This window comes from Rhodococcus sp. AB351 (assembly GCF_049538275.1).
Lineage (GTDB): Bacteria > Actinomycetota > Actinomycetes > Mycobacteriales > Mycobacteriaceae > Rhodococcus.
In genome coordinates this window covers 1,052,533-1,078,204 of the sequence record NZ_JBMVFW010000001.1, presented here as the reverse complement: position 1 = coordinate 1,078,204, position 25,672 = coordinate 1,052,533, and the positions used below count along the sequence as shown (strand labels likewise).

Below are 25,672 nucleotides of genomic sequence, written 5' to 3'. Positions count from 1 at the left end.
TCTACCCTGGGCGAATGGCCAAGACCTATGTAGGCGCCCGGTTGCGGCAGCTACGCACCGAGCGAGGACTCAGCCAGGCTGCGCTCGCCAAGACCCTCGAGATCTCGGCAAGTTATCTCAACCAGATCGAGCACGACGTCCGGCCCCTGACCGTGCCCGTCCTGCTGCGCATCAGCGAGGTCTTCGGGGTGGACGCCACCTTCTTCTCCTCGCAGGACGACACCCGTCTGATCGCGGAGATGCGGGAGGTCGCGCTCGACCAGGAGATGGGCATCGAGGCCGACGCGCAAGAGATCGCCGAGATGGTCGCAGCCCATCCCACTCTGGCGCGCGCAATGGTCAATCTCCACCGGCGCTTCCGCAACACCACCGCGCAGCTCGCCGTCGCGACCGAGGAGAGGTACAGCGACGGCAGTGGCAGCGGTGCGATCACCATGCCCCACGAAGAGGTGCGCGACTACTTCTACCAGCGGCAGAACTACCTGCACGATCTCGACACCGCGGCCGAGGAACTGGCCAACCGCATCCGGTTCCATCGCGGCGACGTCGGCGGCGAGATCGCCCGCCGCATGACCACGGTCCACGACGTGCAGATCGTCAAGCGCATCGATCTGGGCGAGAACATCCTGCACCGCTACGACCCCGAGACCCGTGTCCTCGAAGTCGCGCCGCAGCTGTCCGGCGGGCAGCAGGTCTTCAAGCTGGCCATCGAACTCGCGTACCTGGAGTGCGGGGAGCTCATCGACCGCCTCGTCGCGGAGGGTTCGTTCACGAGCGACGCCTCGCGCGCGCTGGCCCGGCTCGGGCTCGCCAACTACTGGGCGGCCGCACTGATCCTGCCGTACACACAGTTCCACGAGATCGCCGAGGACTTCCGCTACGACGTCGAGCGTCTGTCGGCCTTCTACGGCGTCAGCTACGAGACGATTGCGCACCGTTTGTCGACCCTGCAACGTCCGAAGCTGCGGGGCGTCCCGTTCTCGTTCGTGCGCGTCGACCGCGCGGGGAACATGTCGAAGCGACAGTCCGCCACCGGTTTCCACTTCTCCACCAGTGGCGGCACGTGCCCGCTGTGGAACGTCTACGAGACCTTCGCCTATCCCGGCAAGATCATGACGCAGATCGCGCAGATGCCCGACGGTCGTCGCTATCTGTGGGTCGCGCGCACGGTCGAGCGTCGCGCCGCACGCTACGGCCAGCCGTCGAAGACCTTCGCGATCGGTCTCGGCTGCGAACTGCGGCACGCGCATCGCCTCGTCTACGCCGACGGTCTCGATCTCGACGAGTCCAACCCAGGCACGCCGATCGGCTCGGGTTGTCGCGTGTGCGAGCGGATGAACTGCCCGCAGCGTGCCTTCCCGCCCCTGGGCAAGGAGATCGACATCAACGAGCACCGTTCGTCGGTCTCGCCGTATCTGGTGCGCTGAGCGTCGGTAGGCTCGTCGCATGGCACGCACCCCCGACGCGATCGGCGCGAAGGCACTCGAGTTCCTGTCCGAGTACCACCTCGCGACGCTCACGACCCTCCGCAAGGACGGCTCGCCGCACGTCGTCGCCGTCGGGTTCACGTGGGACGGCGAGGCCTGCCTCGCCCGCGTCATCACCTTCGAGGGTTCCCAGAAGACCCTCAACGTCGAGCGCGGGGGTTACGCGGTGGTGAGCCAGGTCGACGGCGGTCGCTGGCTCACCCTCGAGGGCCCGGCCCGCGTGACCCGCGAGCCGGCCGACGTCCGCGAGGGCGAGCGTCGCTACGCCGCCCGCTACCGCGAACCCCGCCCCAACCCCCGCCGCGTCGTCATCGAGATCGCCGTCGAGCGCGTGATGGGCTCGGTCCTCGACCCCGCCTGACGCATCCGCTACGGGATTCGCCATCCGCAGCGGAAGCAGCTGCGGCAAATAGCTGGGACGGTAGCGGTTACCGCCGCGCACGGGCGACGGCACGGTCGAAGCGAGCGCGAACGACGTCGAACCGGGACAGTTCGGGCCACGTCCACCTGACCACTTCGAAGCCGAGGTCGCGCAGGGCGTCCTCCCGTCGCTTCTCGTTCCGTAGGGCCTCGACGCCTCCCTCGTCGTACTTGCCCATCCCGTCGAACTCACCGACGACTCCTTCGTCCTCCCAGAGGAAGTCGACCCGGGCGACGAACTGCCCGTCGGGTGTTCGTATCTCCTTCTGGAGCGTCGGTGCGGGCATGCCGGCCTGATGCATCCGGATGCGACTCAGCGATTCCCCCGGACTCTCGCTGCGACCGTCGAGAAAGGCAGCCACGCGTCGCGCCGCGGCGATACCCCTACGCGGCCCGGACTCGTCGAGACAACAGAGCAACGCGGAGCCGAACTCCGCATCGCGTGCCGCAGCGCAATCACCCGCGATCACGGCTTCGTCGAAGTCGAGTGTGCAGGCGAGATCCACGACGGTCCGGGCGAGCGAGGTGCAGGGAACGCCGTCCACCTCCGATCGCTCGTCTGCGGGAAGTGGTGCGACGTGCAGGTGGCGACTTGCGGTCCTGCGTCCCCCACCCGACCTGTCGCGGGTGACGTGGACCCGCGTGAGGTCCGGCTTCCACAGGGCGAGCCCGTGCAGGACGGCGGCGGACTCGTGGCTGATCACCGTACCCGGCGCGAGCACCGCCCCGACGGATCGCACGCGCACGCGATAGCGATCGAGTTCGTCGAGGGCGTCGTCGCGGTGGAGGTAGACGCCGGGTTCGAGTCGCTCGAGTTCACCGGCGCGTACCGCACGACGGATCTCGGAGTCGGTCATCCCGGAAGCGAGAGCGGTGGTCCGCAGGAAAGGCGTCGGTCGCATGCGGACCACCGTGCCCGATCGTCGTGGTACAGAAGCGGTGCGAACATCGGTATTCGCGTCGCCTGTGGATGATCCCGCCCCCTGTGGACAAACAGTTCGCTACACCGTCAGCCATCCGCCGCAGCGACTGCCGTAGCGGATCGCGAAGGTCGTAGCGGATGCTTGTGCGCACTTTGTAACACACGCGAAATCTGTGTCACGAGAACGTGACCGGAAGATATTCCCGCGCAACAACTCCCTTCTACTGTGTGGCCTCACGGATACAGCGCTGTATACGCCTCCCGGATACACCGGGGTCTTCTCCGGCCACACCTTCGAAGGAAGGGCTCTACATGTCTGTTGTCAGGTCCAGGCTCGCCACCCGCGCCATCGCGGCCCCCGCAGCACTCGTCGCAGTCGGACTCGTGCTGTCCGCCTGCGGAAGCCGCGCGGGTGACGAGGGCAGCACGGCCGCCTCCGGTGCTGCGTCGTGCGTCGACACCTCGGGCGACACCATCAAGGTCGGCTCGCTCAACTCCCTGTCGGGCACGATGGCCATCTCCGAGGTCACCGTCCGCGACTCGATCGCGCTGGCCGTCGAGGAGATCAACGCCGACGGCGGTGTGCTCGGCAAGCAGATCGAGATCGTCTCCGAGGACGGCGCATCCGAGCCGACGGTGTTCGCGGAGAAGGCCGGGAAGCTCATCGGATCCGACTGCGTTGCAGCGGTGTTCGGCGGTTGGACGTCGTCGAGCCGCAAGGCGATGCTGCCGGTCTTCGAGGACCGCAACGCGCTGCTGTACTACCCCGTCCAGTACGAGGGCCTCGAGTCGTCGTCGAACATCTTCTACACCGGCGCGACCACCAACCAGCAGATCGTGCCCGCATTGGACTACCTGAAGGAACAGGGCGTGAAGTCGCTCTACCTCGTCGGTAGCGACTACGTCTTCCCGCAGACCGCCAACCGCATCATCAAGGCGTACGCCGAGGCCAACGGCATCGAGATCAAGGGCGAGGACTACACCCCGCTCGGCTCCACCGACTTCTCCACCATCGTCAACAAGGTGCGCACCGCCGACGCCGACGCGGTGTTCAACACCCTCAACGGCGACTCCAACGTCGCGTTCTTCCGCGAGTACACCAACGCCGGCCTCAACGCGAAGGACATGCCGGTCGTGTCGGTGTCCATCGCCGAGGAGGAGGTGGGCGGCCTCGGTGCGCAGAACATCGAGGGCCAGCTCACCGCGTGGAACTACTACCAGACCGTCGACTCCCCCCAGAACGCGTCCTTCGTCGAGGCGTACAAGGCGAAGTACGGTGCCAACAAGCCGACCTCCGATCCCATGGAGGCCGCCTACACCTCGGTCTACCTGTGGAAGAACACCGTCGAGAAGGCCGAGTCCTTCGAGGTCGACGACGTCATCGAAGCCGCCGACGGCGTGACCTTCGACGCCCCCGAGGGCACCGTCACCATCGACGGCGACAACCACCACATCACCAAGACCGCCCGCATCGGTGAGATCCGCGGCGACGGCCTGATCTACACCGTCTGGGAGTCCGACGGCGCCATCGAGCCCGACCCGTACCTCGAGTCCTACGACTGGGCGTTGAGCCTGTCCGGTAACTGAGCACGGAAGCCGAAGGGGGAGACGACATGGATGTCCTCGTAGGACAGCTCTTCACAGGATTGAGTATCGGATCGATCCTGTTGCTGGCAGCGCTGGGGCTGTCGCTGACGTTCGGCCAGATGGGCGTGATCAACATGGCCCACGGCGAATTCATCATGGCCGGCAGCTACACGGCGTTCGTCGTGCAGCAGGTGATCTCGTCGGCCGGGGTGTCCCTGTTCGTCTCCCTCCTCGTCGGCTTCCTGGTGGGCGGTGTGATGGGCGTGATCCTCGAGGTCACCCTCATCCGCCGCATGTACCACCGCCCGCTCGACACCCTGCTGGTCACCTTCGGTGTGGGCCTGCTGCTGCAGCAGGCCGCCCGCGACATCTTCGGCGCCCCCGCCGTCAACGTCGTCGCACCGTCCTGGCTCTCCGGTGGTGTGGAGATCTTCGGGGCCGTCGTCCCGAAGACCCGACTGTTCATCCTCGCCCTCGCCGTGGTCTGCGTGGTCGCCCTGATCGCGTCGATGAAGTACACGCCGATGGGACGACGGATCCGGGCCGTGGTGCAGAACCGCGATCTCGCCGAGACGGTGGGCATCTCGTCGCGCCGCACCGACATCACGACCTTCTTCCTCGGCTCCGGTCTCGCCGGCCTCGCCGGTGTGGCCCTGACGCTCATCGGCTCGACCAGTCCGACGATCGGCCAGTCGTACCTCATCGACGCCTTCCTCGTGGTCGTCATCGGCGGTCTCGGTCGTATCGAGGGCGCGGTGCTCGCGGCCGTCGCACTGGGCCTGCTCAATTCGTTCATCGAGTACTCCACGACCGCGTCGATCGCGAAGGTCATCGTGTTCGTGCTCATCGTGATCTTCCTGCAGGTCCGCCCGCAGGGCCTGTTCGCCGTCAAGACGAGGAGCCTGGTCTGATGTCGTCGACATTCTCGGTCCGCAGCTTCACGAAACCCGGACCCGTCCGCACAGCAAGCGGATTCGCGATCGCCGCGATCGTCCTGTTCGGTCTCGCACCCGCAGTACTCTCCGATTTCCGTCTCGGCCTGCTCGGCAAGTTCCTGTGCTTCGCGATCGTCGCCGTCGGCATCGGTCTCGCCTGGGGTCGCGGCGGCATGCTCACCCTCGGCCAGGGTGTCTTCTTCGGCCTGGGCGCCTACATCATGGCGATGCACCTGAAGATCTCCGACGCCGAACTCCGCGGCGATGCGGTCCCCGACTTCATGCAGATCGCGGGCATCCGGGAACTCCCCGCCTACTGGGTGCCGTTCGCCTCCCCCGCCGTCACCCTGCTGGCGATCCTGATCGTGCCGGCGCTCATCGCCGCACTGCTCGGCTTCGGTGTGTTCGCCCGCCGCGTCAAGGGCGCCTACTTCGCCATCCTGTCCCAGGCGCTGGCCGCGGCCTTCGCGATCCTGCTCGTCGGGCAGCAGTCCACCGGAGGATCCAACGGCCTCAACCGTTTCCGCACCTTCTTCGGTTACGACCTGTCCGACCCGGTCAACAAGCGGATGCTGTTCTTCATCGTCGCCGCGATCCTGCTGCTCGTCGTCGCCGCGACCCGCCAGCTCATGCAGTCCCGCTACGGCGAACTGCTCGTCGCGGTGCGCGACCAGGAGGAGCGGGTCCGGTTCCTGGGCTACGACCCCGCCCTGATCAAGGTGGCCGCCTACACCGTCGCCGCCTTCTTCGCCGGCATCGCCGGTGCGATGTTCGTGCCCATCGTCGGCATCATCTCCCCCGCCGACGTCGGCATCGTCCCGTCCATCGCATTCCTCATCGGTGTCGCCATCGGCGGACGCACCACCCTGCTCGGCCCGGTCCTCGGCGCGGTGGGCGTGGCGTGGGCACAGACCACCCTGTCGGAGAACTTCCCCTCCGCCTGGACCTACGCGCAGGGCCTGCTGTTCATCGTCGTCGTCGGCTTCTTCCCCGCCGGCCTCGCCGGGGTGATCACCCTGCTCCGCCGGCGCCGCCGCACCACCCCGACGGAACCCACACCGCCGGCCGAACCCGAGACCGCCGACCTTCCCGAGATGGAGCCCGTGCGATGAGCAAACCCGTCTACGGCGGCAACGCCGGAATGAGCAGCGACTACCTCGAGATCCGCGACCTGCGTGTCACCTTCGACGGCTTCACCGCCGTCGACGGCGTCGACCTCACTCTCCTCCAGGGCGACCTGCGGTTCCTCATCGGCCCCAACGGCGCCGGCAAGACGACCCTCGTCGACGCCGTCACCGGTCTGGTCCCGGCGACCGGCTCGATCACCAAGTCGGGCGTCGAACTGCTCGGCAAGAAGACCCACAAGATCGCGCGCCTCGGCGTCGGCCGTACCTTCCAGACCGCCTCGGTCTTCGAAGAACTGTCGGTTCTGCAGAACCTCGACATCGCCGCCGGCGCGGGCCGCTCCCCGTGGCAGTTGCTGCGGCGCCGCAAGGACGTGCTGCCCGAGATCGAGGAAGCGATCGAGACGATCGGCCTGACCGCTCACCGCGACACTCCCGCGGGCATCCTCGCCCACGGGCAGAAGCAGTGGCTCGAGATCGGCATGCTGCTCGTGCAGAACGCCGACGTGCTGCTCCTCGACGAACCCGTCGCCGGCATGAGCCACGACGAACGCGAGGAGACCGGGCAGCTGCTGCGCCGCATCGGTGCGCAGCGCACGGTGGTCGTCGTCGAGCACGACATGGACTTCATGCGCGCCTTCGCCACCTCGGTCACCGTCCTCGCCCGCGGCAAGGTCATCGCCGACGGCACCGTCGACCAGGTCCAGAACGACCCGCAGGTCCAGGAGGTCTACCTCGGGACCGCCACCGCTCCCCAGGAGGCATGATGCTCGAACTCGTCGACGTCCACGCCGGTTACGGTCGCACCGAGATCCTGCACGGCATCTCCCTCACCGTCCCGACCGGGAAGACCGTCGCGGTCATGGGCCACAACGGCGCCGGCAAGACCACACTGCTGCGCGCCGCCGTCGGTCTGCTGCCCGTCACGAAGGGCAAGATCCTCTTCGACGGTGACGACATCACGTCGCTGCGACCGTCCGCGCGGGTCGCCCGCGGCCTGGCCTACGTCCCACAGGGGCAGCAGTCCTTCGGTCAGCTCACCTGTCGTGAGAATCTGCAGGTCGTCGCCGACACACGACGCAACGGCCGGCAGCTGGTCGCCGACATGCTCGACCTGTTCCCCGCCCTCGTCCCGCTGCTGGACCGGCGGGCCGGTCTGCTCTCCGGCGGTCAGCGGCAGCAACTCGCCATCGCCCGCGCACTGATCACCGAGCCGCGCATGCTCATCCTCGACGAGCCCACCGAGGGCATCCAACCGTCGGTGGTCGCCGAGATCGAGAACACCATCGTCGAACTCGGTCGCAGCGGCGACCTCGGGGTGCTGCTCGTCGAACAGCACATCGGTTTCGCCCTCGACAACGCCCTGCACTACTACGTCCTCGAATCCGGGCGCATCACCTCGACGGGTGACGGCGGTGTCGACGCCGCCTCCACCGTCCGTGCGGCGATGGCGATCTGATGGCCGCCGACACACGGCGTGAACGGGTCTACAAGGCCCTGCGCGCCCGTCTGATGTCCGGGACACCCTCCCCCGACGAACGACTCAGTGAAGAACGCCTCGCCGAGCAGTACGGGGTGTCGCGTACTCCGGTGCGCGAGGCCCTCGCCCGGTTGGTCTCCGACGGGCTCGTCGAACGTCGCGACCAGGGTCTGTATCCCTACCGTCCGCGCTTCGACGACCTCGCCGATCTGTACGAGCTGCGGACCACCCTGGAACTGCGCGGTATCCGCCGCGCGCTCGACGGCGAGTCGGTGCGGCACGATCCCGACGTCCTCGGCCCCGAGCTCGACCGCTGGTACGAGATCCGCGAGGATCCACCCGAACCCGACCCCGGCTTCGTCACGCTCGACGAGCGCTTCCACATGACGTTGCTCGCCGCCTCCGGCAACCGCGCACTGTGCGATGCACTCGCCTCGGTGAACGCCAAGGTGCGCCCGGTGCGGATGTTCGACTACCTGACCCCCGACCGCATCGTCGCCACCGTCGACGAACACATCGAGGTCGCCGAGCTGGTCCTCGCCGACAAGCTCGACGACGCCCACGACCTGCTGCTCGCCCACATCGACACCTCGCGTTCGGTGGTCGTGCGTCGGGCCGAGGAGGCACGCGCCTTCGCCCGGATGGCCCGCGCCGTCCGAGACTGACCCTCCGGTCGTGTCACGTGACCGGACGGGTTCGTTCGGGCACACTGGCGCTCATGACACCCCGCATCCCGCCCGGACGTTTCAAGGAGCTCGGCCCGATCAACTGGGTGACATGGAAGGCCCTGTCCGCTGCCGGCGGTACCTCGGACGCCCACCTGTTCAGCACCCTCGGCCGCACCGGACGGCTGTTCCGCGGGTGGTTGCACTATGCCGGCATGCTCATGCCGTTCGGCCGCCTCGGCCGGTTCGAATCGGAGATGGTCATCCTGCGCGTCGCGCATCTGCGTGAGTGCGGTTACGAATTCGACCACCACACCCGCCTGGGCCGCCGTGCCGGGATCACCGACGAGATGCGCGAGCGTATCGTCGCCGGACCCGACGCTCCCGGCTGGCAGGCGAGGCATCGTGCGCTTCTCGCCGCCGTCGACGAACTCGTGGCGACGAAGGATCTGTCCGACGAGACGTGGGCGTCGCTCGCGCAGTTCTACGACGATCGCAGACTCATCGAATTCTGCCTGCTGGTCACGCAGTACGACGCCCTCGCCACGACCATCGGTGTGCTGCGGATCGAACGCGACTTCTGATCCGCCCACACCGGCCGGCACCCGTTCGGCGGCGCGATCCCTAACAAGGCTGTTACACAACGTCACAGCGGCGTCATTGCTGGTCCATAGCGTATACAGCCATGTCCACAAAGACGTATACAGAAGCGTCGGTCCCCTCGACCTTCGCCTTCGACACCCTGCTGGTCGCCAACCGCGGCGAGATCGCGTGCCGCATCATGCGGTCCGCGCACAAGCTGGGTCTGAAGACTGTTGCGGTCTACTCGGACGCCGACGCAACGGCCGCACATGTCGAACTCGCCGACATCGCGGTCCGGCTCGGCCCGGCTCCCGCAGCCGAGTCCTACCTGCGGGCCGATCTCGTCGTCGAGGCGGCCCTAGCCACCGGTGCGGGAGCGATCCATCCCGGTTACGGGTTCCTCTCGGAGAACGCCGAATTCGCTGCTGCCTGCGAGGCGGCGGGAATCGCCTTCGTCGGGCCGACCCCCGACCAACTGCGCGTCTTCGGCGACAAGCACACCGCCCGTGAGGCCGCCCTCGCGGTGGGCGCGCCCCTCGTCCCCGGAAGCGGACTGCTCGAGTCGCTCGACGACGCGCTCGCCGCGGCCGAGGACATCGGATATCCAGTGATGCTCAAGGCCGTCGGCGGCGGTGGTGGTATCGGCATGCAGGCCTGCCACAGCGCCGACGACCTGCGTGAGGCGTACGAACGCGTCATCCGGCTCGCCACGGCGAACTTCTCGTCCTCCGGTGTCTTCCTCGAACGGTTCGTCCCCCGCGCCCGGCACGTGGAGGTGCAGGTCTTCGGCGACGGGCACGGCCGGACGATCAGCCTCGGCACCCGCGACTGTTCGTTGCAGCGCCGGAACCAGAAGGTCGTCGAGGAGGCGCCCGCGCCGAACCTCCCCGACCACATCGTCGAGCGGATGCTCTCGTGTTCACGCGCTCTCGCGTCGTCGGTGCGGTACCGGTCGGCGGGCACGGTCGAGTTCGTGTACGACGTCGATCGCGGCGAGGTGTCCTTCCTCGAGATGAACACCCGGCTGCAGGTCGAACATCCGGTCACCGAGGAGGTCACGGGCGTCGACCTCGTCGAGTGGATGCTGCGCCTCCCGCGCGGCGACGACAGCATGCTCGACGGACTGCCCGATTCCGGACCCGAGATCACCGGGCACGCGGTGGAAGCCCGGGTGTACGCGGAGGATCCGGGCCGCGACCACCGGCCGAGCGCGGGTCTGCTCACCCACGTCGAGTTCCCCGCCCACACCCGCGTCGAGACGTGGGTGGACACGGGCACCGAGGTCGGCACCTTCTACGACCCGATGCTCGCGAAGGTGATCGTGCGCGGCGAGTCGCGGCGTACGGCCTTCGCCGGGTTGGCGGAGGCGCTCGACGACACCCGGATCCACGGCGTACAGACGAACCTGTCGAAGTTGCGCAGGATCTGCTCCGAGGCAACGGTTCTCGACGCGGAGCATGTCACCACGACGCTGGCGGACATCCCCCCTGCCGGACGTCGCATCGACGTGCTGCGCGCCGGCACGATGACGACCGTCCAGGACTTCCCGGGGCGGATCGGACTGTGGGAGGTCGGGATTCCGCCGTCCGGCCCGATGGACGATCTCTCCTTCCGCGCCGCGAACGTCGCCGTCGGCAACCCCGAGGGCGCACCCGGTCTCGAATGTACCCTGCTCGGCCCGCGCCTCGAGTTCTCCGATCCGACGATCGTGTGTGTCACGGGCGCCCCCGCCGAGGTCACCGTCGACGGTGTGCCGGTGCCGATGTGGGAGCCCGTCGAGGTCCCGGCCGGCTCCGTTCTCGAAGTCGCCGCCCCCGTCGACGCCGGTCTGCGCACCTATGTCGCGGTCCGCGGCGGACTCGACGTGCCGCTCTATCACGGCAGCGCATCGACGTTCACGCTCGGCGGCTTCGGTGGGCCGACCGGCAGGGCGCTCGCGACCGGCGACGTGCTCGGTCTCGCGTCCGGCGAGACACTCGCCGATCCGGCGCCGGTCCCCACCGGGATCCGCCCTGCCTTCGGGCACACCTGGCATCTCGCGGTGACCGAGGGCCCGCAGCCGGCCCCGGCCTACTTCACCGCCGACGACCTGCAGCAGTTCTACGACGCGACGTGGACGGTGCAGACGCACGCCAACCGCACCGGCATCCGGCTCGACGGCCCGAAGCCCACCTGGTCGCGCACCGACGGCGGCGACGCCGGTCTGCACCCGTCGAACCTGCACGACAATCCGTACAGCGTGGGCGCGCTCAACGTCTCCGGCGACACCCCGATCCTGCTCGGCCCGGACGGTCCGAGTCTCGGTGGTTTCGCGTGCCCGCTCACCGTGGTCTCCGGCCACCGCTGGAAGCTCGGCCAGATCCGCCCCGGCGACTCGCTGCGGTTCGTGCCGGTCACCGACGAGGGGGCCGTCGAACTGCGCAACAGTGCGGCCCGCGGCGCCGACCTCCCGCCGGTCGCCCGGCAGAGCGCACCCGACGGTGGGCGCCTCGGTCGCATCGAGCCGTTCCTGGACCATCCCGAGGTCGTGTACCTGCGCGGCGGCGACGACAACATCCTCGTCGAATACGGCGAGATGGTGCTCGATCTCGGTCTGCGTATGCGGGTGCACGCACTGTCGGAGGCGCTGGCCGCCACGCGTCTGCCCGGCATCGTCGACGTCACACCCGGGGTGCGTTCGCTGCACATCCACTTCGATCCCGGCGTGCTGCCGCAGTACCGCCTGCTCGGGGTGCTGCAGGATCTCGAGACGGAACTGCCCGCGACGCGCGATCTGGTGGTGCCGAGCCGCACCGTCCGGCTGCCGCTGTCGTTCGACGACCCGTCCATCGCGGAGGCCATCTCGCGCTACCGCAGCGGGGTGCGTGACGAGGCGCCCTGGCTGCCGTCGAACACCGAGTTCATCCGGCGCATCAACGGTTTCGACTCGGTCGAGCAGGTCCGCGACACCGTCTTCGACGCCGAATATCTGGTCCTCGGTCTCGGCGACGTCTATCTCGGTGCGCCCCTGGCCGTTCCGCTCGACCCGCGGCACCGGCTGGTCACGACGAAGTACAACCCGGCCCGCACGTGGACGCCGTCCGATGCGGTGGGCATCGGCGGCAAGTACCTGTGCGTCTACGGCATGGAATCGCCCGGTGGATACCAGCTGGTCGGGCGGACGATCCCCATCTGGTCGGGCTACCGGCAGACGGGGCCGTTCGAGGAGGACAAGCCGTGGCTGTTCCGGTTCTTCGACCGCATCGTCTGGGAGGCGGTGACGCCCGAGCAGTTGCTCGAACACCGGGCCGCAGCGAAGGCGGGCCGGTTCGACGCAGACATCTCCGACGGCACCTTCGCTCTCGCCGACCACCTGCGTTTCCTCGAGGACAACGTCGACTCCATCGACGCCTTCCATGCCGCGCAGTCCCGCGCGTTCGACGCGGAGAAGCAGGCCTGGCTCGAGGCCGGAGAGTTCGACCGTGTCGACAGCGAGCCGATCGAGGTGTCCGCCGGCGGTGAGCCCCTCGACGGGATGCCGGCCGGCGCCGTCGTCGTCGAGGCGCCGATGGTCGGCAACGTGTGGCGCGTGGAGGTCGCCGAGGGCGACACCGTCGCCGCCGGGGACACCGCGGTGATCCTCGAGGCGATGAAGCTCGAGATGCCCGTGCCGTCGGGGACCACCGGCACGGTCCTGAAAGTTCTCGTGAGCCCGGGCACGAAGGTTGCACCCGGGACCCCCTTCTCGTGATCGGAGCAGTCTGATGAGCATCGGCAGTACCCTCGACAACCCGGGTGTCGGATTCGCGGCGCCCGCCCCCTCGGTGAGGGTGTCCGCCACCGATCGCGTTCGTGCCGCACTGGGCCGCATCGACGAGGTGGATCGACCCGAGGTGTGGATCACGCTGCGCAGCGCCGACGACCTCCTCGCCGACGCCGCCGCCGTGGACGCGCGGGTCGCCGCCGGTGAGTCGCTTCCGCTCGCCGGTCTGGTCGTGGCGGTCAAGGACAACGTGGACGTCGCGGGAATCCCCACCACCGCGGCATGTCCCGAGTTCGCATACGTCCCGGACGAGACTGCCTCGGGTGTCGAGCGTCTGGTCGCCGCCGGTGCCGTCGTCCTGGGCAAGACCAATCTCGACCAGTTCGCGACCGGTCTCGTCGGCACCCGCAGCCCGTACGGGGCGGTGCGGTGCGCATGGGATCCCGAAAGGGTCTCGGGTGGTTCCAGTTCCGGTTCGGCGGCCGCGGTGGCGCTCGGCATCGCCGACATCGGGTTGGGCACCGACACGGCCGGTTCGGGACGCGTCCCCGCCGCGCTGCACGGAATCGTCGGCATCAAGGCAACTCTCGGGGTGATCCCGGCGCACGGTGTGGTCCCGGCCTGTGTCGACTACGACTGCCTCACGGTCTTCGCGACATCGCTCGAGTCGGCGGCGACCGCGGTCCGGATCATGGCCGGACCCGAACCCCGCGACCCGCGCAGCAGGGCCTGGCCCGCGGACGTGCGACTCGCCGCGCCGAACACTCTGCGCGTCGCGGTGCCGCGCGCCGAGGACCTCGAAGCGTTGTGTGAGGAGTACCGCGACGCCTTCACCCGCACGGTGACCGCGGCACGCGAATCCGGCATCGAGATCGCGGAGGTGGACATCTCACCGCTGCTCGATGCTGCCCTGCTCCTCTACGACGGTGCCGTGGTGGCCCAGCGCTACGCGGCCGTCGGCGAGTTCCTGTCGACGGCACCGGAGGGCGCCGATCCCACGGTCGCCGCGATCGTCGCCGGCGCGAAGAAGCCTGCCGCGTACGAACTCGTCGAGGATCTCGACACCCTCGTCCACGTGAAGGCGTTCGCGCGTGAACTGCTCGCCGGGTTCGACGGGTTGCTGCTCCCGACGACTACGGAACACCCGACGATCGCCGCGGTGCAGGCCGATCCGATCGCCATCAATCGTCGGATGGGCACCTACACGAACTTCTGCAACCTGCTGGACATGGCGGCGGTGGCGGTGCCCGGTGCGCCCACGGCGGCCGGCGAGCCGTTCGGGGTCATGGTCGTGGTCCCGGCCTTCGGCGACCAGGTGGCCGTGGACGTCGCGGCCGCGTTGAACGGTGTGGATGCACCGCGGGTCGTCGAGTCCGGCGTGGAACTCGCGGTCTTCGGAGCGCATCTGCGCGGCCAGCCGCTGCACTTCCAGCTCGAGGAACTCGGGGCGCGCTTCGTCGAGGAGGTGCACACCTCCGACGCGTACCGTCTCGCCGCACTGAACACGACGCCGCCGAAGCCGGGCCTGGTGCGTCACGCACCGGGCGAGGGCGCCGCGATCGTGGGCGAACTGTTCCGGCTGTCGGAGGCCGGTCTGGGCCGGTTCCTCGCCGCGCTGCCCGCCCCGATGACGTTGACGAGCGTCGAACTGGCGGACGGACGGTGGGTCGTCGGTTTCGGGTGCACGCAGGACGCAGCCGCCGACGCGGTGGACATCACCGGGTTCGGCGGCTGGAAGGCCTATCGGGCGTCCTGACCCCGGGCTCCGGAGTGCAGTTCTCGTCGGCGATCTCGCGCATCGTCGACGAGAACTGCACGCCGGATGACGGTCAGCGGGGCGGCGGATCGACCTTCACGCCGCCACCGGCGTGTTCCGGTCCGGCGTCGGGATGATCGGCCGGCAGGCGGTCGCGGAACCGTGCGGCCTCGCTGGGGACGGGACCGCCGGTGGGATCCTGCGAACGACGATACGGTCCGGGCTTGGGCCGGGCCTTGCCGCCGGGGAAGGCGAGCCGGGCGATGGTGCGGTGCACCATGTACCACTGCTTGCCCAATCTGCCCGAGTTGTAGGGCAGTTCGTAGCGCTCGCAGATGTCCTTGACCTTCGGCGCGACTTCCGCGTAGCGGGTGCTCGGCATGTCAGGGAACAGGTGGTGCTCCACCTGGTAGCCGAGATTGCCGCTGAGGATGTGGAACAGCGGGGTGCCTTCGATGTTCGCGGCACCGACGAGCTGCCGCACGTACCATCCTCCGCGCGACTCGTTCTCGACCTCCTTCTTGGAGAAGGTGTAGGTCTGGTCGGGGAAGTGCCCGCAGAAGATGATCGCGTGCGCCCACACATTGCGGATGATGTTGGCCGTGATGTCGGCGAGAACCGTCGCGAGGAAGGTCTTCTCGACGCCGGGCAGATATCGATCGGCGAGATGGGCTGCGGTGCGGAACTTTCCGGACCGCCCCTTGCCCATCGGTCCCTTACTCATCGACCGCAGTCGCCGGCCCAGACGCGACGTCTTCGGCTGGGGCAACCGGCCCTGCAGCGCGACCTGCGCGAGACCGAACAGCGCGGCACTCACCAGCGGCCAACCGACATAGTCCTTGACGAACTGCGCGCGGGCCTTGCCGAAGATGCCCTTCAGCTCCTCGATCACCTGCCCGGTCGACTTCTCGCCGGCCCACAACGCCTCGAGGTCGAGGTCGTGCAGCGCCACACCCCATTCGAAGAGCACGGTCAGCAGCGCGTTGTAGAGCGGTTGCGCCAGGTAGACGGGGTGCCACTTCTGGTGCGGGTCGATCCGCATGATCTCGTAGCCGAGATCCTTGTCGAGGCCGCGGATGTTCGTGAACGTGTGGTGGATGTAGTTGTGCGAGTGCTTCCACGCCTCTGCGGTGGAGGCGGTGTCCCAGTCCCACACCGACGAGTGGATGTCCGGATCGTTCATCCAGTCCCACTGGCCGTGCATGACGTTGTGGCCGATCTCCATGTTTTCGAGGATCTTCGCCACTCCGAGACAGGCCGTCCCGGCCACCCATGCGGGCTTGTACGACGACGCGAAGAGCAGTACCCGCCCCGCCACGACCAGCTGCCGCTGTGCGGCGATGACGTTCTTGATGTACTGCCGGTCCTTGTCGCCGAGACTCGAGTACACCTCGTCGTGGATGGCGTCGAATTCCTTGGCGATCTGCTCGAGATCGTCGTCGCTCAGATGCGCGAGCGGACTCTGTGGTTCCCGCGTTCCGGTGCCGGTCCTGTCGATGCTTCTCGTCACGACGCCCCCTGCTTCGAAGCCGGTTGCTTCACAGTTCTATTTCGATGTCACCCTCCGCGGTGTGGATGCAGGTACGCACCGCAGCCCCGGTGGGCTCGCTCACCTCGTCGGTCCGCAGGTCCCGGAGTTGCCCGCATTTCAGCGTTCCGACGCACGTGTGGCAGATGCCGATACGGCAGCCGTACGGCAACTTCAGGCCGGCGTTCTCGCCTGCGACCAGGATGGGTGTTCCCCCGTCGCACTCCACCTCTTTCTCACTGTCGAGGAAGTGGATGGTGCCGCCCTCGCCGCTCCCGGCATTCCCACCGATGATCGGCTGGAAACGTTCGAGATGGAATCTTTCGGGATCGCCGTGTTCGTCCCAGTGTTCTTCGAGGGCGTCGAGCAGGTCGCGCGGGCCCGAGCAGAAGGCGTCGCGTTCGCGCCAGTCGGGGCACAGAGCGTCGAGGTCGTCGGGGGTGATGCGGCCGCGGTCGCCGCTGAGCCACAGTTCGAGGCGCAGTCCGGGATGACGTTCGTCGAGGTCGCGCAGGGTCGAACCGAAGATCACCTCGTCCTCGGTGTGGGCGGAATGCACGACGACGACGTCGTCGATGCGGTCGCGGTGATCGAGGCTGCGCAGCATGCTCATGATCGGCGTGATCCCGCTGCCCGCGCTGATGAACAGCATCTTCGCGGGCAGCGGGTCGGGCAGGGTGAACACGCCCTCGACCTCGCCGAGCCGGACGATGTCGCCGGGCTCGAGTTTGCGGACCAGGTACGGCGAGACCACCCCGTTCTCGACGAGTTTGGGCGTGACGCTGATGAGCCCGTCGACCGGATCGGGATCGGAGGTGAGCGAGTACGCGCGCCAGTGGTAGACCCCGTCGATGATCACCCCGAGCCGCACGTACTGGCCCGGCTCGTGCCCGCGCCACTCGTAGGCCGGGCGGATGAGCACCGACGCGGCGTCGCCACCCTCGGGGACAATCCGCTCCACACGGCCGCGCAGTTCGCGGGTCGTCCAGAGCGGGTTGATCATCTCGAGATAGTCGTCGGGCCGCAGAGGTGTGAACAGGTGCCGCACCGTGCGCAGCAACCATCTCCGAATCGGGTGCACGTGTGGGCGAGCGCCGCGTTCCGCCATGGCGCAACAGTACGCGGGCGCGCACAGCTCACGTGCGAATTCGTCGCCGATGTGGGATCGGTGACAGGTCAGCGCAGGATCGTCAGTTGCACCACCGAATCGGCGTTCGCGACGAGGCGGTGCACGATGCCGGCGTCGACGTGGACGGCGGTACCCGGCACGAGCGAGACGGTCTCGTCGGCGGTGCCGAACGAGATGTCGCCGGTGACGGTCTGCACGAGGATCGGAGCGCCGGCCTTGTGGTCGTCCATCGTCTGCCCGGCGATGAAGGACAGCCGCACCACGGTGGCGCCGGTGACCGCCGCGAGCTTCTCGATGCGCGGCCCGCTCCCCTCCCCCGGGTGGAGCTCCGCGAGCCCCTCGATACGGGTGAGCTTGCCCTCGACCTGCTGTGTACTCATCACGCTTCCTTCTTCGTGGCGACGATCTCGATCGCGACCAGGTGCTTCTTGTACTTCGTGAACGTCGACCGCATCTGCAACACCCGGTTGCGGGCGTCGGAGTCGCGAAGGACGTTGCGGACGAATTTCAGGGTGCCGGGCAGGCCCTCGTCGGCGAGGATGCGCTTGGGTTCGAGCAGCGCCATGGGGGCGAAGCCGACCTTCTCGACCTCGAATCCGTTCTCCTCGAACAGGCTCCGCCATTCTGCCGCGGTGAGCGGGCGGGCGTTGACCTTGATCGAGCGCGCGAGCGACTTGCGGATCTCGGTCTTGACATCGTCGTCGACCTCGTCGGGTTCGATCGCGAGTTCGTGGATGGCGTACCGGCCGCCGGCGCGGAGCACCCGGCGGGCCTCCTGCACGATCTCCGCCTTGTGCCTGTCGGTCTGCATGGTGAGCATCGCTTCGCCGACCACGACGTCGGCGACCTCGTCGTCGAGTCCGGTCTTCGACGCCTCGCCGCTGACCACCCTGCCGCCACCGGCGATGGCCTTGCGCGTCAGTTCGGCTGCCGTCTCGTCGGATTCGACGCCGGTGTAGCTGCCGGGCGAGTACGCGAGGATCTCCTGCGCCGTACGGCCGAGGCCGGGCGCGAACTCGACGACGTCCGCGCCGCGCAACCGCGCGTCGGCGAGCACGCGTGCCGTCAGTTCCTTGCCGCCGGGCCGGAGCACACGCTTGCCGAGGCGGGCGAGCAGCCAGTGTCCCGGCAGGTGGGCGGTGTCCCTACCGGCAAGGGGCAGAGCATCTTCCGATGCGCGCTCATTCGTCATGTTCTGCACTCTTTCTCGCGAGGCCAAGGGTAGCCACAGTTCCGAGGCCTTCCGGACCGGTCGTAACGTGGACGGTGAGCCGGTCGTCGCCTCCATGACGCCGACTATAGAGGATTTTCCTCCTTTTAATAAGGTGACCCTCACCTAAGAGTCACCGCGGGCGCGACGGGAGAGCGGACTTGGCACGGCGGGTGAAGCAACGCGAGCGGATTCTGGGACTGCTGCGGGAGTCCCCGGGGCCGGTCGACGCCCATCACCTCGCCGCCACGCTCGACCTGCACGTCACGACCGTCCGCTTCCACCTCACAGGCCTCGAGGAGGAAGGTCTCGTCCGCACCCGGCAACTTCCGGCCGAGCGGGTCGGGCGCCCGCGTCTCGGCTACGTCGCGGTGAAGGAACCGTCCTACACCGATCTCGTCGCGCTGCTCGCCGCGCGGATCGGGGGCACCCCCACCGAGCGCGAGGACAAGGCGTTCGAGGTGGGCTCGGACTGGGCGGGCATGCTCGCCCTGGCACCCGCACCGACCGTCGACGCCGGCACGCTCGTCATCGACGCCCTGCAGCAGTTGGGGTTCGAGACACAGACCGCGACGAACGCCTTCGGCACCCACAGCCTCACGTTGTGCACGTGCCCGCTCGCGGAGATCGCCCGCACGAATCCCGAAGTGGTGCGCGGCATCCAACGCGGATTGATCCAGCGCGTCCTCGACGACCACGCCGACCTGCTGCGCAGCCGCTACGCCGTCGATGTCCGGCCCGACCCGCAGGACGGCAACTGTCTCGTCCAACTGGTGCTGCGCCCGGAGAAGGGCGGAACGACGTCAGCCCGCGACGACGGTCGAGTCGTCACGGGCTGAGCCGGTACATCCGAGCGGGGATCCGCCCACACGGAAGAAGGGTGAACGCGGGGCCTCGGGTCGGCCCCGCATCCTCAGAAGTTGATCATGTGTCCTGCGAGACCGTGGATGGCCTCCTGCAGCGCCTCGCTCAGAGTCGGGTGCGTGTGGACGTTGCGCGCGAGCTCGTTGACCGTGAGGTCCCACTTCTGGGCCAGGGTCAGCTCGGGCAGCAGCTCCGAGACGTCGGGGCCGATGAGGTGGCCGCCGATGAGCTCACCGTGGGTCTTGTCGGCGATGAGCTTGACGAAGCCGTTGGGATCGCCCAGACCGTGCGCCTTGCCGTTGGCGGTGAACGGGAAGGTCGCGACCTTCACGTCGTAGCCCTCGGCCTTCGCCTGCTCCTCGGTGAGACCGAAGGAGGCGACCTGCGGCTGGCAGAAGGTCGCGCGCGGCATCATGCGGTAGTCGCCGAGCTCGAGGGTCTCGGCACCGCCGATGGTCTCGGCCGCGACCACGGCCTGCGCCTCCGCGACGTGCGCGAGCTGCAGCTTCGCGGTGACGTCGCCGATGGCGTAGATGCCCTTGACGTTGGTGCGCATGCGCTCGTCGATCGCGATGGCGCCGCGGTCGGTGAGCTCGACGCCGGTGTTCTCGAGGCCGTAGCCCTCGACGCGCGGCGCGAAGCCGACCGACTGCAGCACCTTGTCGACCGTGACGGTCTCGACGTTGCCGGACTTGTTGTCCTTGATCTCGACGGTCACCTTCGAGCCGTCGTCGGAGATCTTCTGCACGGCGGCACCGGTCTTGATGGTGATGCCGAGCTTCTTGTACGCCTTGGCGATCTCCTTGGAGACGTCGGCGTCCTCGTTGGGCAGTGCGCGGTCGAGGAACTCGACGATGGTGACGTCGACCCCGTAGTTCTTCAGGACGTAGCCGAACTCCATGCCGATGGCGCCGGCACCGACGATGACGATGGACTCGGGGAGGTCGCGGGTGAGGATCTGCTCCTCGTAGGTGACGACATTGTCGCTGAGCTCGGTGCCCGGCAGCAGCTTGGTGACGGAGCCGGTGGCGATGATGACGTTGTCGAAGGTCACCTGTTCGGTGCCGCCCTTGGTGAGGGCCACCTCGATGGTCTTGGCGTCGACGAACGAGCCCTTACCGTCGTATTCGGTGATCTTGTTCTTCTTCATGAGGAAGTGCACGCCCTTGGTGCGCCCGTCCGCGACCTTGCGGCTGCGGTCGTAGGCGGCACCGAAGTCGAAGGACACGTCTCCCGAGATGCCGAAGGTCTTGGCCTCTTTGTTGAAGAGATGTGCCAGCTCGGCGTTGCGGAGAAGTGCCTTCGAGGGGATGCAGCCGACGTTCAGGCAGACACCACCCCAGTACTTCTGCTCGATGATGGCGGTGCTCAGTCCCAGCTGTGCCGCGCGGATAGCAGCGACGTACCCACCGGGACCGGCTCCGAGGACAACGACGTCATAGTGTGAGGTCACGGATATACAGGGTAGTCCCGCCCGATTCCGGTGTCTGCCGATGGTCCGGTTACCGGCCGGTAGCTACCGGATCCGGCGATCGGCCGTGTATCGGCGCACCGCGAGCGGGACCGTCACGGCGAGCAGTACGACGCACCAGCCGAACGCCGACCACACCGGATGGTGCAGCGGCCACGCCGCATCGGCGGGTACCGGCGCGGACGCCGAGAGCAGCTCGCGCAGCGCACCCACGACGGCACTGACGGGATTCCACTCGGCGATCTGCCGGACCACCACCGGCATCGTGTCGGTGGGCACGAAGATGTTCGAGAACATGATCGTGCCGAAGATCATCGGTGCGCACTGCTGCAGGACCTGCTCGTCGCGGATCGAGACCCCGAGCCACACGCCCATCCACGAGAGCGCGAACCGGAACAGCAGCAGCACCAGTGCGGCGAGCGCGATCTCCACGGCGCCCGCTTCGATCCGCCAGCCGACGAGATACCCGATGCCGACCATCGGCGCCAGCGTGACCGCACACGTCAGCGTCTCCGCGAAGGCGAGCCCGGCAGGTGCGGCCACCGGCGAGGTGGGCAGGGTCCGGAATCGATCCGACAGTCCGCTGCGCATGTCGGCGTTCGCGGTGGCGGCGGTGGTCGCGAGGCCCATGGCCGCCACGAGGACGAGCACACCCGGCATCAGATACGCGCGGTAGGCGGCACCCTCGCCACCGGACAGGGCGCCGGCGAAGACGAACCCGAAGAGCAGCATCATGCCCAGCGGTGCGGCGAGGGTGACGAACAGCAGGGCCGGCGAGTGCCGGTAGGTCAGCAGGACGCGATGCAGCAACGTCCGGGTGCCGGTGAGGGCAGAACTGCCGTGACCGGACTCGTGGATGGTGGTCATGCGGACTCCTCGATTCGCTCGCGTCCGGTCAGGGTCAGGAATGCCTCGTCGAGACCGACGCGGCGACGGCCGATGTCGTCGACGGGGACGCCCGCGTCGTCGAGGGCGCGCAGCACCGGCAGTAGCGGCACCGAGTGGGCGTCGGTCGTGAAGGACAGCCGGACCGAGCCGTTCTCGCCCGGCACCTGGATGCCGGTGTGGCGCAGGCCGAATGCGCCGATGACGGCGACGGCCTCGTCGAGGTGGGCGGCACCGGGCAGGACGAGGTCGAGTCCGGAGCCGACCGCTTCCTTGATCTCGGCGGGAGTGCCGGTCGCGATCGTCCGGCCCGCGTCGAGGATGGTGATGTCGTCGGCGAGCCGATCGGCCTCGTCGAGATACTGCGTGGTGAGCAGGACCGCGGTGCCCTCGGCGACCAGTTCGCCGACCATCCCGTAGATCTCGTTGCGGCTGCTCGGGTCGAGACCGGTGGTCGGTTCGTCGAGGAAGAGCACATCGGGTCGCACGAGCATCCCGGCGAGCAGATCGAGCCGCCGGCGCATCCCGCCGGAGTAGGTGCTCGCCTGCCGGTTCGCAGCATCGGCGAGGCCGAAGCGGTCGAGCAGTTCGACCGCGCGGGCGTGGGCGGCGCGGCCGCCCAGACCGTGCAGGCGAGCGACGATCATCAGGTTCTCGACACCGGTCAGTCGCAGATCCACCGCGTGGTACTGGCCGACGAAGCCGATGCAGCGCTTCACGCGGGCCGCGTCGCGCACCACGTCGAAGCCGCGTACGCGGGCCCGACCGGCCGTGGGCCGCAGCAGGGTGGCGAGCATCCGCACGGTGGTGGTCTTCCCCGATCCGTTCGGACCGAGGAGCGCATGGACGCGCCCCCGTGGGACGCGCAGGTGGACGTCGTCGACGACGGTGCGATCGCCGAACGCCCGGGTGAGGCCTTCCGCCTCGAGTGCCATCTCGGTCACGATCCACCTCTCGACTGGGAACAACGTTCGCAGTTCGAGGGTACGCATCTGCGAACATCGTTCGCAACCCGTTCGAGGAGGCATGCTGTCCTGCATGACGGTCTCCGACTCGATCTGGCTGCGGTCCGGCACCGGGCGCCCCGGCCCGCGACCGGCCTACACGCTCGACCAGCTCGCGGACGCGTGCGTGCGGATCGCCGACGAGGACGGCATCCGCGCCCTGTCCATGCGCAGGCTCGCCGACGCCCTCGGCACCGCCCCCGCGTCGCTCTACCGCTACGTCTCGGGCAAGACGGATCTCGTGGACCTCATGGTCGACCGGGCCGGCGCCGAATACCGGTTCGCTCCGCTGACCGGCGACGTGCGCGCCGACGTACTCGACGTCGCCGAACAGTCCCGCGCCATCCACCGCCGACACCCCTGGCTGAGCCAGGTCACGGCCACGACGCTCGGCCCGAACTCGATGCGGTATCTCGACCACCTCGTCGGCGCCCTCGCCCCTGCCGGACTCGACCCGACCGCGACGATGACCGGGGTCGCCCTGCTGTCGGGGTGGATCACCAACTTCGCCGCGCAGGAGGCGGCCGGGATGTCGGCAGGGGCGGCCGGTGGCGGAGCCGCGCACATCGCCGCGATGCTCGAGCACGGCGACTACCCGCATCTCACCGCCCTGATGACCGGCGCGTCGGCCGGAGGGCCTGCGGGCGGCGGCAGCGGTGCGGACGACGGATCCGATGCGAACGACCGTGCGTTCCGCGCCGGCATCGACGCGCTCCTGTTCGGCATCGCGCCGACCCGCTGACATCGCCTGCCGACTCTCTGCGAGCGCCGGAGTGATGATCGTGGACCGAGCGTGTGGAGACATTCTTGGTGACCACTTGGTGCGCGACGATCTCGGCGTCCGCTCGGCACCAAGTGGGTTCCAAGTCCGGCCGCGCACGCTACCGGCATGACTTCCGCATCCCTCACCCCGCGCCTCACCACCGACGACGACCTGCTCGGAATGCGTCTCGCGCACCGCGTGATCCTCCGCGACGTCACCTGGCTCCGCGAACTGGCCGACCGGATGCTCACAGATCCGTCGAGCTTCGACAGGGCCCGCTACGCGGCGACCGCCGACTACGTCGGAATGTTCGTCGCGAGTCTCCACCACCATCACAACGTGGAGGACCTCGCGCTCTGGCCGCTGATCACCGCGTCGGCCGGCCCCCACGTCGACTTCACCGAACTCACCGACGACCACGACGAACTCGACCCGCTCCTCGACGAGCTCGGCGAGTTCACCCGTGCGCTCCCCGACCCCGCAGCGGTGGCCGGCTTCGCGCGCACACTCCGAACACTGAGCGAGCACCTCCACGAGCACATCGCGGACGAGGAACGGACGGTCTTCCCGCTCATCACCGGGCATGTCTCCGCCGACGCGTGGCAGCGGTTCGAGAAGGACGCCCAGCGCGGTGGCCGGGCCGACTTCGACCTCACCCGCTTCTTCGCCGTGATGACCGAGGACGAGACCGAGCGGGTCCGCCGCGAACTGCCCCTTCCGGTGCGGGTGATGGTCGCGGTCTTCTCCCGCCGGCAGCGACGCCGCGAGCGCGCGGTGTTCGGCCGGCCCGACCGTCCTCCGATCGGATGATGGCGTGTGTCATCCGGTTCGGGCATGATGTCGCCGTGCGTGTTCCCCGTCGAGATCAACCCGCGCGGCGCGAGGCCGCTCGGGTGTTCGACACGGGAGAACCCACATGGAATACAACGCAATGATCGAAATCGACGCCGACCTCGATCTCCTGACCGACGACGAGACCGTCGACCTCATCGAACCGATCGTCCCGCACCACGGGGCGGTGGGGCGCAGCGACAACGGCCGCGCCCAGCTCATCATCACCGTCGATGCCGTCGACGCGATCCACGCCCTGCGGTTCGTGCGCGACCTGATGCAGGACTCGTACCCGTCGTACCGCGTGAACGCGGTGGACGTGTTGCCCACCAGCGCGTTCGACGCGATCTACGGCTTCGGCGACTACTTCGCCTGAGGTGACGGGCCGGTGAGGGTCCGCCCTGCGCGGACCCTCACGTCACTTCCGCCGCCCGAATCTCCGCATGCCGAGCAGGTAGCGCGGGATCGACCGGAACGGGACCCGCACCGGCCAGTCGTCGGGACGGAAGTACGCCTCGGTCCCGCCGTCGACCACCACGACGCTGCCCGTCATGAAGTCCGCCGCCGGGGACAGCATGAATTCGACCCACTGCGCGATCTCGTCGGGCTTCCCGAAACCCCCGAGCGGAACGGGAAAGCTCTCCACCGCCTTCTTGAGGGGGCTCTCGAGTTGCGCGTCGAGCAGCGGGGTGGAGATCGCTCCGGGCGCGAGGATGTTGAGGCGGATGCCGGCACCCGCCCATTCGGGGGTGACTGCCGCGCGCCGTGCCCATCGGGTCACGGCGATCTTCGACGCCGCGTAGGTGAACGGCGGACCCGCCTGCGGGATGCGGGTGGTGCGCGCGACGCCCTTGTCCATGTCCCCGGCGAGGAAGGCCTTCACCGCCGAGTTCGGCACGCCGGGAGTCGTGGTCGTCGAATTGGACCCGAAGACCACCACCTTGCTGTTCGCGGACGCGGCCAGAGCCGGTCGCCAGCCGACGAGCAGGTCGATCACGCCCCGTACGTTGACCTGCGCGATGATCTTCTCCTTGCCCGGGGTGGGGCCCAGACCCGCGGCGAGCACGGCACCGTCGAGACGGCTGCCTGCCAGCTCGAGCGTCGCCCGGACGGCGTGGGATCGACCCTCCGGAGTGGACAGGTCCGCCGTGACCTCGGTGTCCTTCAGGTCGATGCCGATCACCGTGTGCCCGGCGGCCCGCAACCGCTCCGCGCTCGCCCGGCCCATTCCCGACGCGGCACCCGTCACCGCATATACCGCCATGTGCCCCTCCATCGTTGGATTCG

General features: G+C 68.4%; 24 protein-coding genes. 15 read left to right on the top strand and 9 right to left on the bottom strand.

From position 1 onward, the window contains the following. Positions 1–14 precede the first annotated feature (14 nt). Together ramB and ACPCXD_RS04905 are read left to right on the top strand one after the other, a co-directional pair. Positions 15–1,427, top strand: coding sequence for an acetate metabolism transcriptional regulator RamB (gene ramB / locus ACPCXD_RS04910; RefSeq protein ID WP_088897027.1), 1,413 nt, complete (start codon positions 15–17; stop codon positions 1,425–1,427). Between the two features lie 19 nt (positions 1,428–1,446). Next, a complete protein-coding gene (locus tag ACPCXD_RS04905; protein WP_423658659.1) occupies positions 1,447–1,848 on the top strand; it encodes a PPOX class F420-dependent oxidoreductase in 402 nt (133 codons plus the stop codon). A 67-nt stretch (positions 1,849–1,915) separates the two neighbouring features. Here ACPCXD_RS04905 and ACPCXD_RS04900 read toward each other — a convergent pair whose 3' ends face one another. Continuing rightward, positions 1,916–2,809 (bottom strand): type IV toxin-antitoxin system AbiEi family antitoxin domain-containing protein, encoded by an 894-nt coding sequence (locus ACPCXD_RS04900; protein ID WP_237451320.1) that lies wholly within the window; start codon positions 2,807–2,809, stop codon positions 1,916–1,918. A gap of 332 nt (positions 2,810–3,141) precedes the next feature. On the opposite strand from ACPCXD_RS04900, the gene urtA reads away from it, so the two are divergent. The 9 genes from urtA to atzF all read left to right on the top strand — a co-directional run bounded on the left by urtA (position 3,142) and on the right by atzF (position 14,700). Then, positions 3,142–4,416, top strand: coding sequence for an urea ABC transporter substrate-binding protein (gene urtA / locus ACPCXD_RS04895; protein ID WP_423658657.1), 1,275 nt, complete (start codon positions 3,142–3,144; stop codon positions 4,414–4,416). 26 nt (positions 4,417–4,442) lie between these two features. Then, entirely contained in the window at positions 4,443–5,327 is an 885-nt protein-coding gene (urtB, locus tag ACPCXD_RS04890) for an urea ABC transporter permease subunit UrtB (RefSeq protein ID WP_016693074.1), read from the top strand. Next, the gene (gene urtC / locus ACPCXD_RS04885; RefSeq protein WP_423658654.1) at positions 5,327–6,463 is read left to right on the top strand and encodes an urea ABC transporter permease subunit UrtC; all 1,137 of its coding nucleotides are present in this window, start codon (positions 5,327–5,329) and stop codon (positions 6,461–6,463) included. Before urtB ends, urtC begins: the two co-directional genes overlap by 1 nt. Next, positions 6,460–7,242, top strand: a complete 783-nt coding sequence (urtD, locus tag ACPCXD_RS04880; RefSeq protein WP_423658653.1) for an urea ABC transporter ATP-binding protein UrtD — start codon at positions 6,460–6,462, stop codon at positions 7,240–7,242. The genes urtC and urtD overlap by 4 nt, the downstream gene beginning before the upstream one ends. After that, a complete protein-coding gene (gene urtE / locus ACPCXD_RS04875; RefSeq protein WP_059384730.1) occupies positions 7,242–7,934 on the top strand; it encodes an urea ABC transporter ATP-binding subunit UrtE in 693 nt (230 codons plus the stop codon). Before urtD ends, urtE begins: the two co-directional genes overlap by 1 nt. Continuing rightward, a complete protein-coding gene (locus ACPCXD_RS04870; RefSeq protein WP_423658651.1) occupies positions 7,934–8,620 on the top strand; it encodes a GntR family transcriptional regulator in 687 nt (228 codons plus the stop codon). Before urtE ends, ACPCXD_RS04870 begins: the two co-directional genes overlap by 1 nt. 53 nt (positions 8,621–8,673) lie before the next feature. After that, positions 8,674–9,204, top strand: a complete 531-nt coding sequence (locus tag ACPCXD_RS04865; RefSeq protein WP_423658649.1) for a carboxymuconolactone decarboxylase family protein — start codon at positions 8,674–8,676, stop codon at positions 9,202–9,204. A gap of 101 nt (positions 9,205–9,305) precedes the next feature. Then, positions 9,306–12,932 (top strand): urea carboxylase, encoded by a 3,627-nt coding sequence (gene uca / locus ACPCXD_RS04860; protein WP_423658647.1) that lies wholly within the window; start codon positions 9,306–9,308, stop codon positions 12,930–12,932. Positions 12,933–12,945: 13 nt separating this feature from the next. Then, positions 12,946–14,700, top strand: coding sequence for an allophanate hydrolase (atzF, locus tag ACPCXD_RS04855; protein WP_423658645.1), 1,755 nt, complete (start codon positions 12,946–12,948; stop codon positions 14,698–14,700). 73 nt (positions 14,701–14,773) lie between these two features. Here atzF and ACPCXD_RS04850 read toward each other — a convergent pair whose 3' ends face one another. The 4 genes from ACPCXD_RS04850 to ACPCXD_RS04835 form a co-directional block, all read right to left on the bottom strand. Beyond that, the gene (locus tag ACPCXD_RS04850; protein ID WP_423658643.1) at positions 14,774–16,210 is read right to left on the bottom strand and encodes a fatty acid desaturase family protein; all 1,437 of its coding nucleotides are present in this window, start codon (positions 16,208–16,210) and stop codon (positions 14,774–14,776) included. Positions 16,211–16,238: 28 nt separating this feature from the next. Next, entirely contained in the window at positions 16,239–17,336 is a 1,098-nt protein-coding gene (locus ACPCXD_RS04845; protein ID WP_160876703.1) for a 2Fe-2S iron-sulfur cluster-binding protein, read from the bottom strand. A gap of 68 nt (positions 17,337–17,404) precedes the next feature. Further along, the gene (locus ACPCXD_RS04840) at positions 17,405–17,737 is read right to left on the bottom strand and encodes a cupin domain-containing protein (RefSeq protein ID WP_088897016.1); all 333 of its coding nucleotides are present in this window, start codon (positions 17,735–17,737) and stop codon (positions 17,405–17,407) included. After that, positions 17,737–18,549 carry a methyltransferase domain-containing protein gene (locus ACPCXD_RS04835; protein ID WP_202400213.1) on the bottom strand — a complete coding sequence of 271 codons (813 nt, stop codon included), beginning with the start codon at positions 18,547–18,549 and terminating at the stop codon, positions 17,737–17,739. The genes ACPCXD_RS04840 and ACPCXD_RS04835 overlap by 1 nt, the downstream gene beginning before the upstream one ends. A 179-nt stretch (positions 18,550–18,728) precedes the next feature. Between ACPCXD_RS04835 and ACPCXD_RS04830 the strand changes: the two genes are divergently transcribed. Further along, complete coding sequence (locus ACPCXD_RS04830; RefSeq protein WP_253249976.1) at positions 18,729–19,406, top strand: helix-turn-helix transcriptional regulator; 678 nt, start codon at positions 18,729–18,731, stop codon at positions 19,404–19,406. A 74-nt stretch (positions 19,407–19,480) separates the two neighbouring features. Here the strand turns inward: ACPCXD_RS04830 and lpdA are convergent, their stop codons facing one another. The 3 genes from lpdA to ACPCXD_RS04815 all read right to left on the bottom strand — a co-directional run bounded on the left by lpdA (position 19,481) and on the right by ACPCXD_RS04815 (position 22,722). Then, a complete protein-coding gene (gene lpdA / locus ACPCXD_RS04825) occupies positions 19,481–20,884 on the bottom strand; it encodes a dihydrolipoyl dehydrogenase (RefSeq protein ID WP_059384716.1) in 1,404 nt (467 codons plus the stop codon). A 63-nt stretch (positions 20,885–20,947) separates the two neighbouring features. Next, entirely contained in the window at positions 20,948–21,769 is an 822-nt protein-coding gene (locus ACPCXD_RS04820) for an ABC transporter permease (protein ID WP_423658639.1), read from the bottom strand. Further along, a complete protein-coding gene (locus ACPCXD_RS04815; RefSeq protein WP_253249990.1) occupies positions 21,766–22,722 on the bottom strand; it encodes an ABC transporter ATP-binding protein in 957 nt (318 codons plus the stop codon). The genes ACPCXD_RS04820 and ACPCXD_RS04815 overlap by 4 nt, the downstream gene beginning before the upstream one ends. Before the next feature lie 103 nt (positions 22,723–22,825). Between ACPCXD_RS04815 and ACPCXD_RS04810 the strand changes: the two genes are divergently transcribed. The 3 genes from ACPCXD_RS04810 to ACPCXD_RS04800 all read left to right on the top strand — a co-directional run bounded on the left by ACPCXD_RS04810 (position 22,826) and on the right by ACPCXD_RS04800 (position 24,761). Next, on the top strand, positions 22,826–23,533 hold the full coding sequence (locus tag ACPCXD_RS04810; protein ID WP_237451319.1) for a TetR/AcrR family transcriptional regulator: 708 nt from the start codon (positions 22,826–22,828) through the stop codon (positions 23,531–23,533). Between the two features lie 147 nt (positions 23,534–23,680). Further along, positions 23,681–24,364, top strand: a complete 684-nt coding sequence (locus ACPCXD_RS04805; RefSeq protein WP_088897011.1) for a hemerythrin domain-containing protein — start codon at positions 23,681–23,683, stop codon at positions 24,362–24,364. 106 nt (positions 24,365–24,470) lie between these two features. Continuing rightward, positions 24,471–24,761: a hypothetical protein gene (locus ACPCXD_RS04800; protein ID WP_016693056.1), complete on the top strand. Its 291-nt coding sequence runs from the start codon at positions 24,471–24,473 to the stop codon at positions 24,759–24,761. A gap of 42 nt (positions 24,762–24,803) precedes the next feature. Here ACPCXD_RS04800 and ACPCXD_RS04795 read toward each other — a convergent pair whose 3' ends face one another. Continuing rightward, a complete protein-coding gene (locus ACPCXD_RS04795) occupies positions 24,804–25,649 on the bottom strand; it encodes an SDR family oxidoreductase (RefSeq protein WP_026061310.1) in 846 nt (281 codons plus the stop codon). Positions 25,650–25,672: the final 23 nt, after the last annotated feature.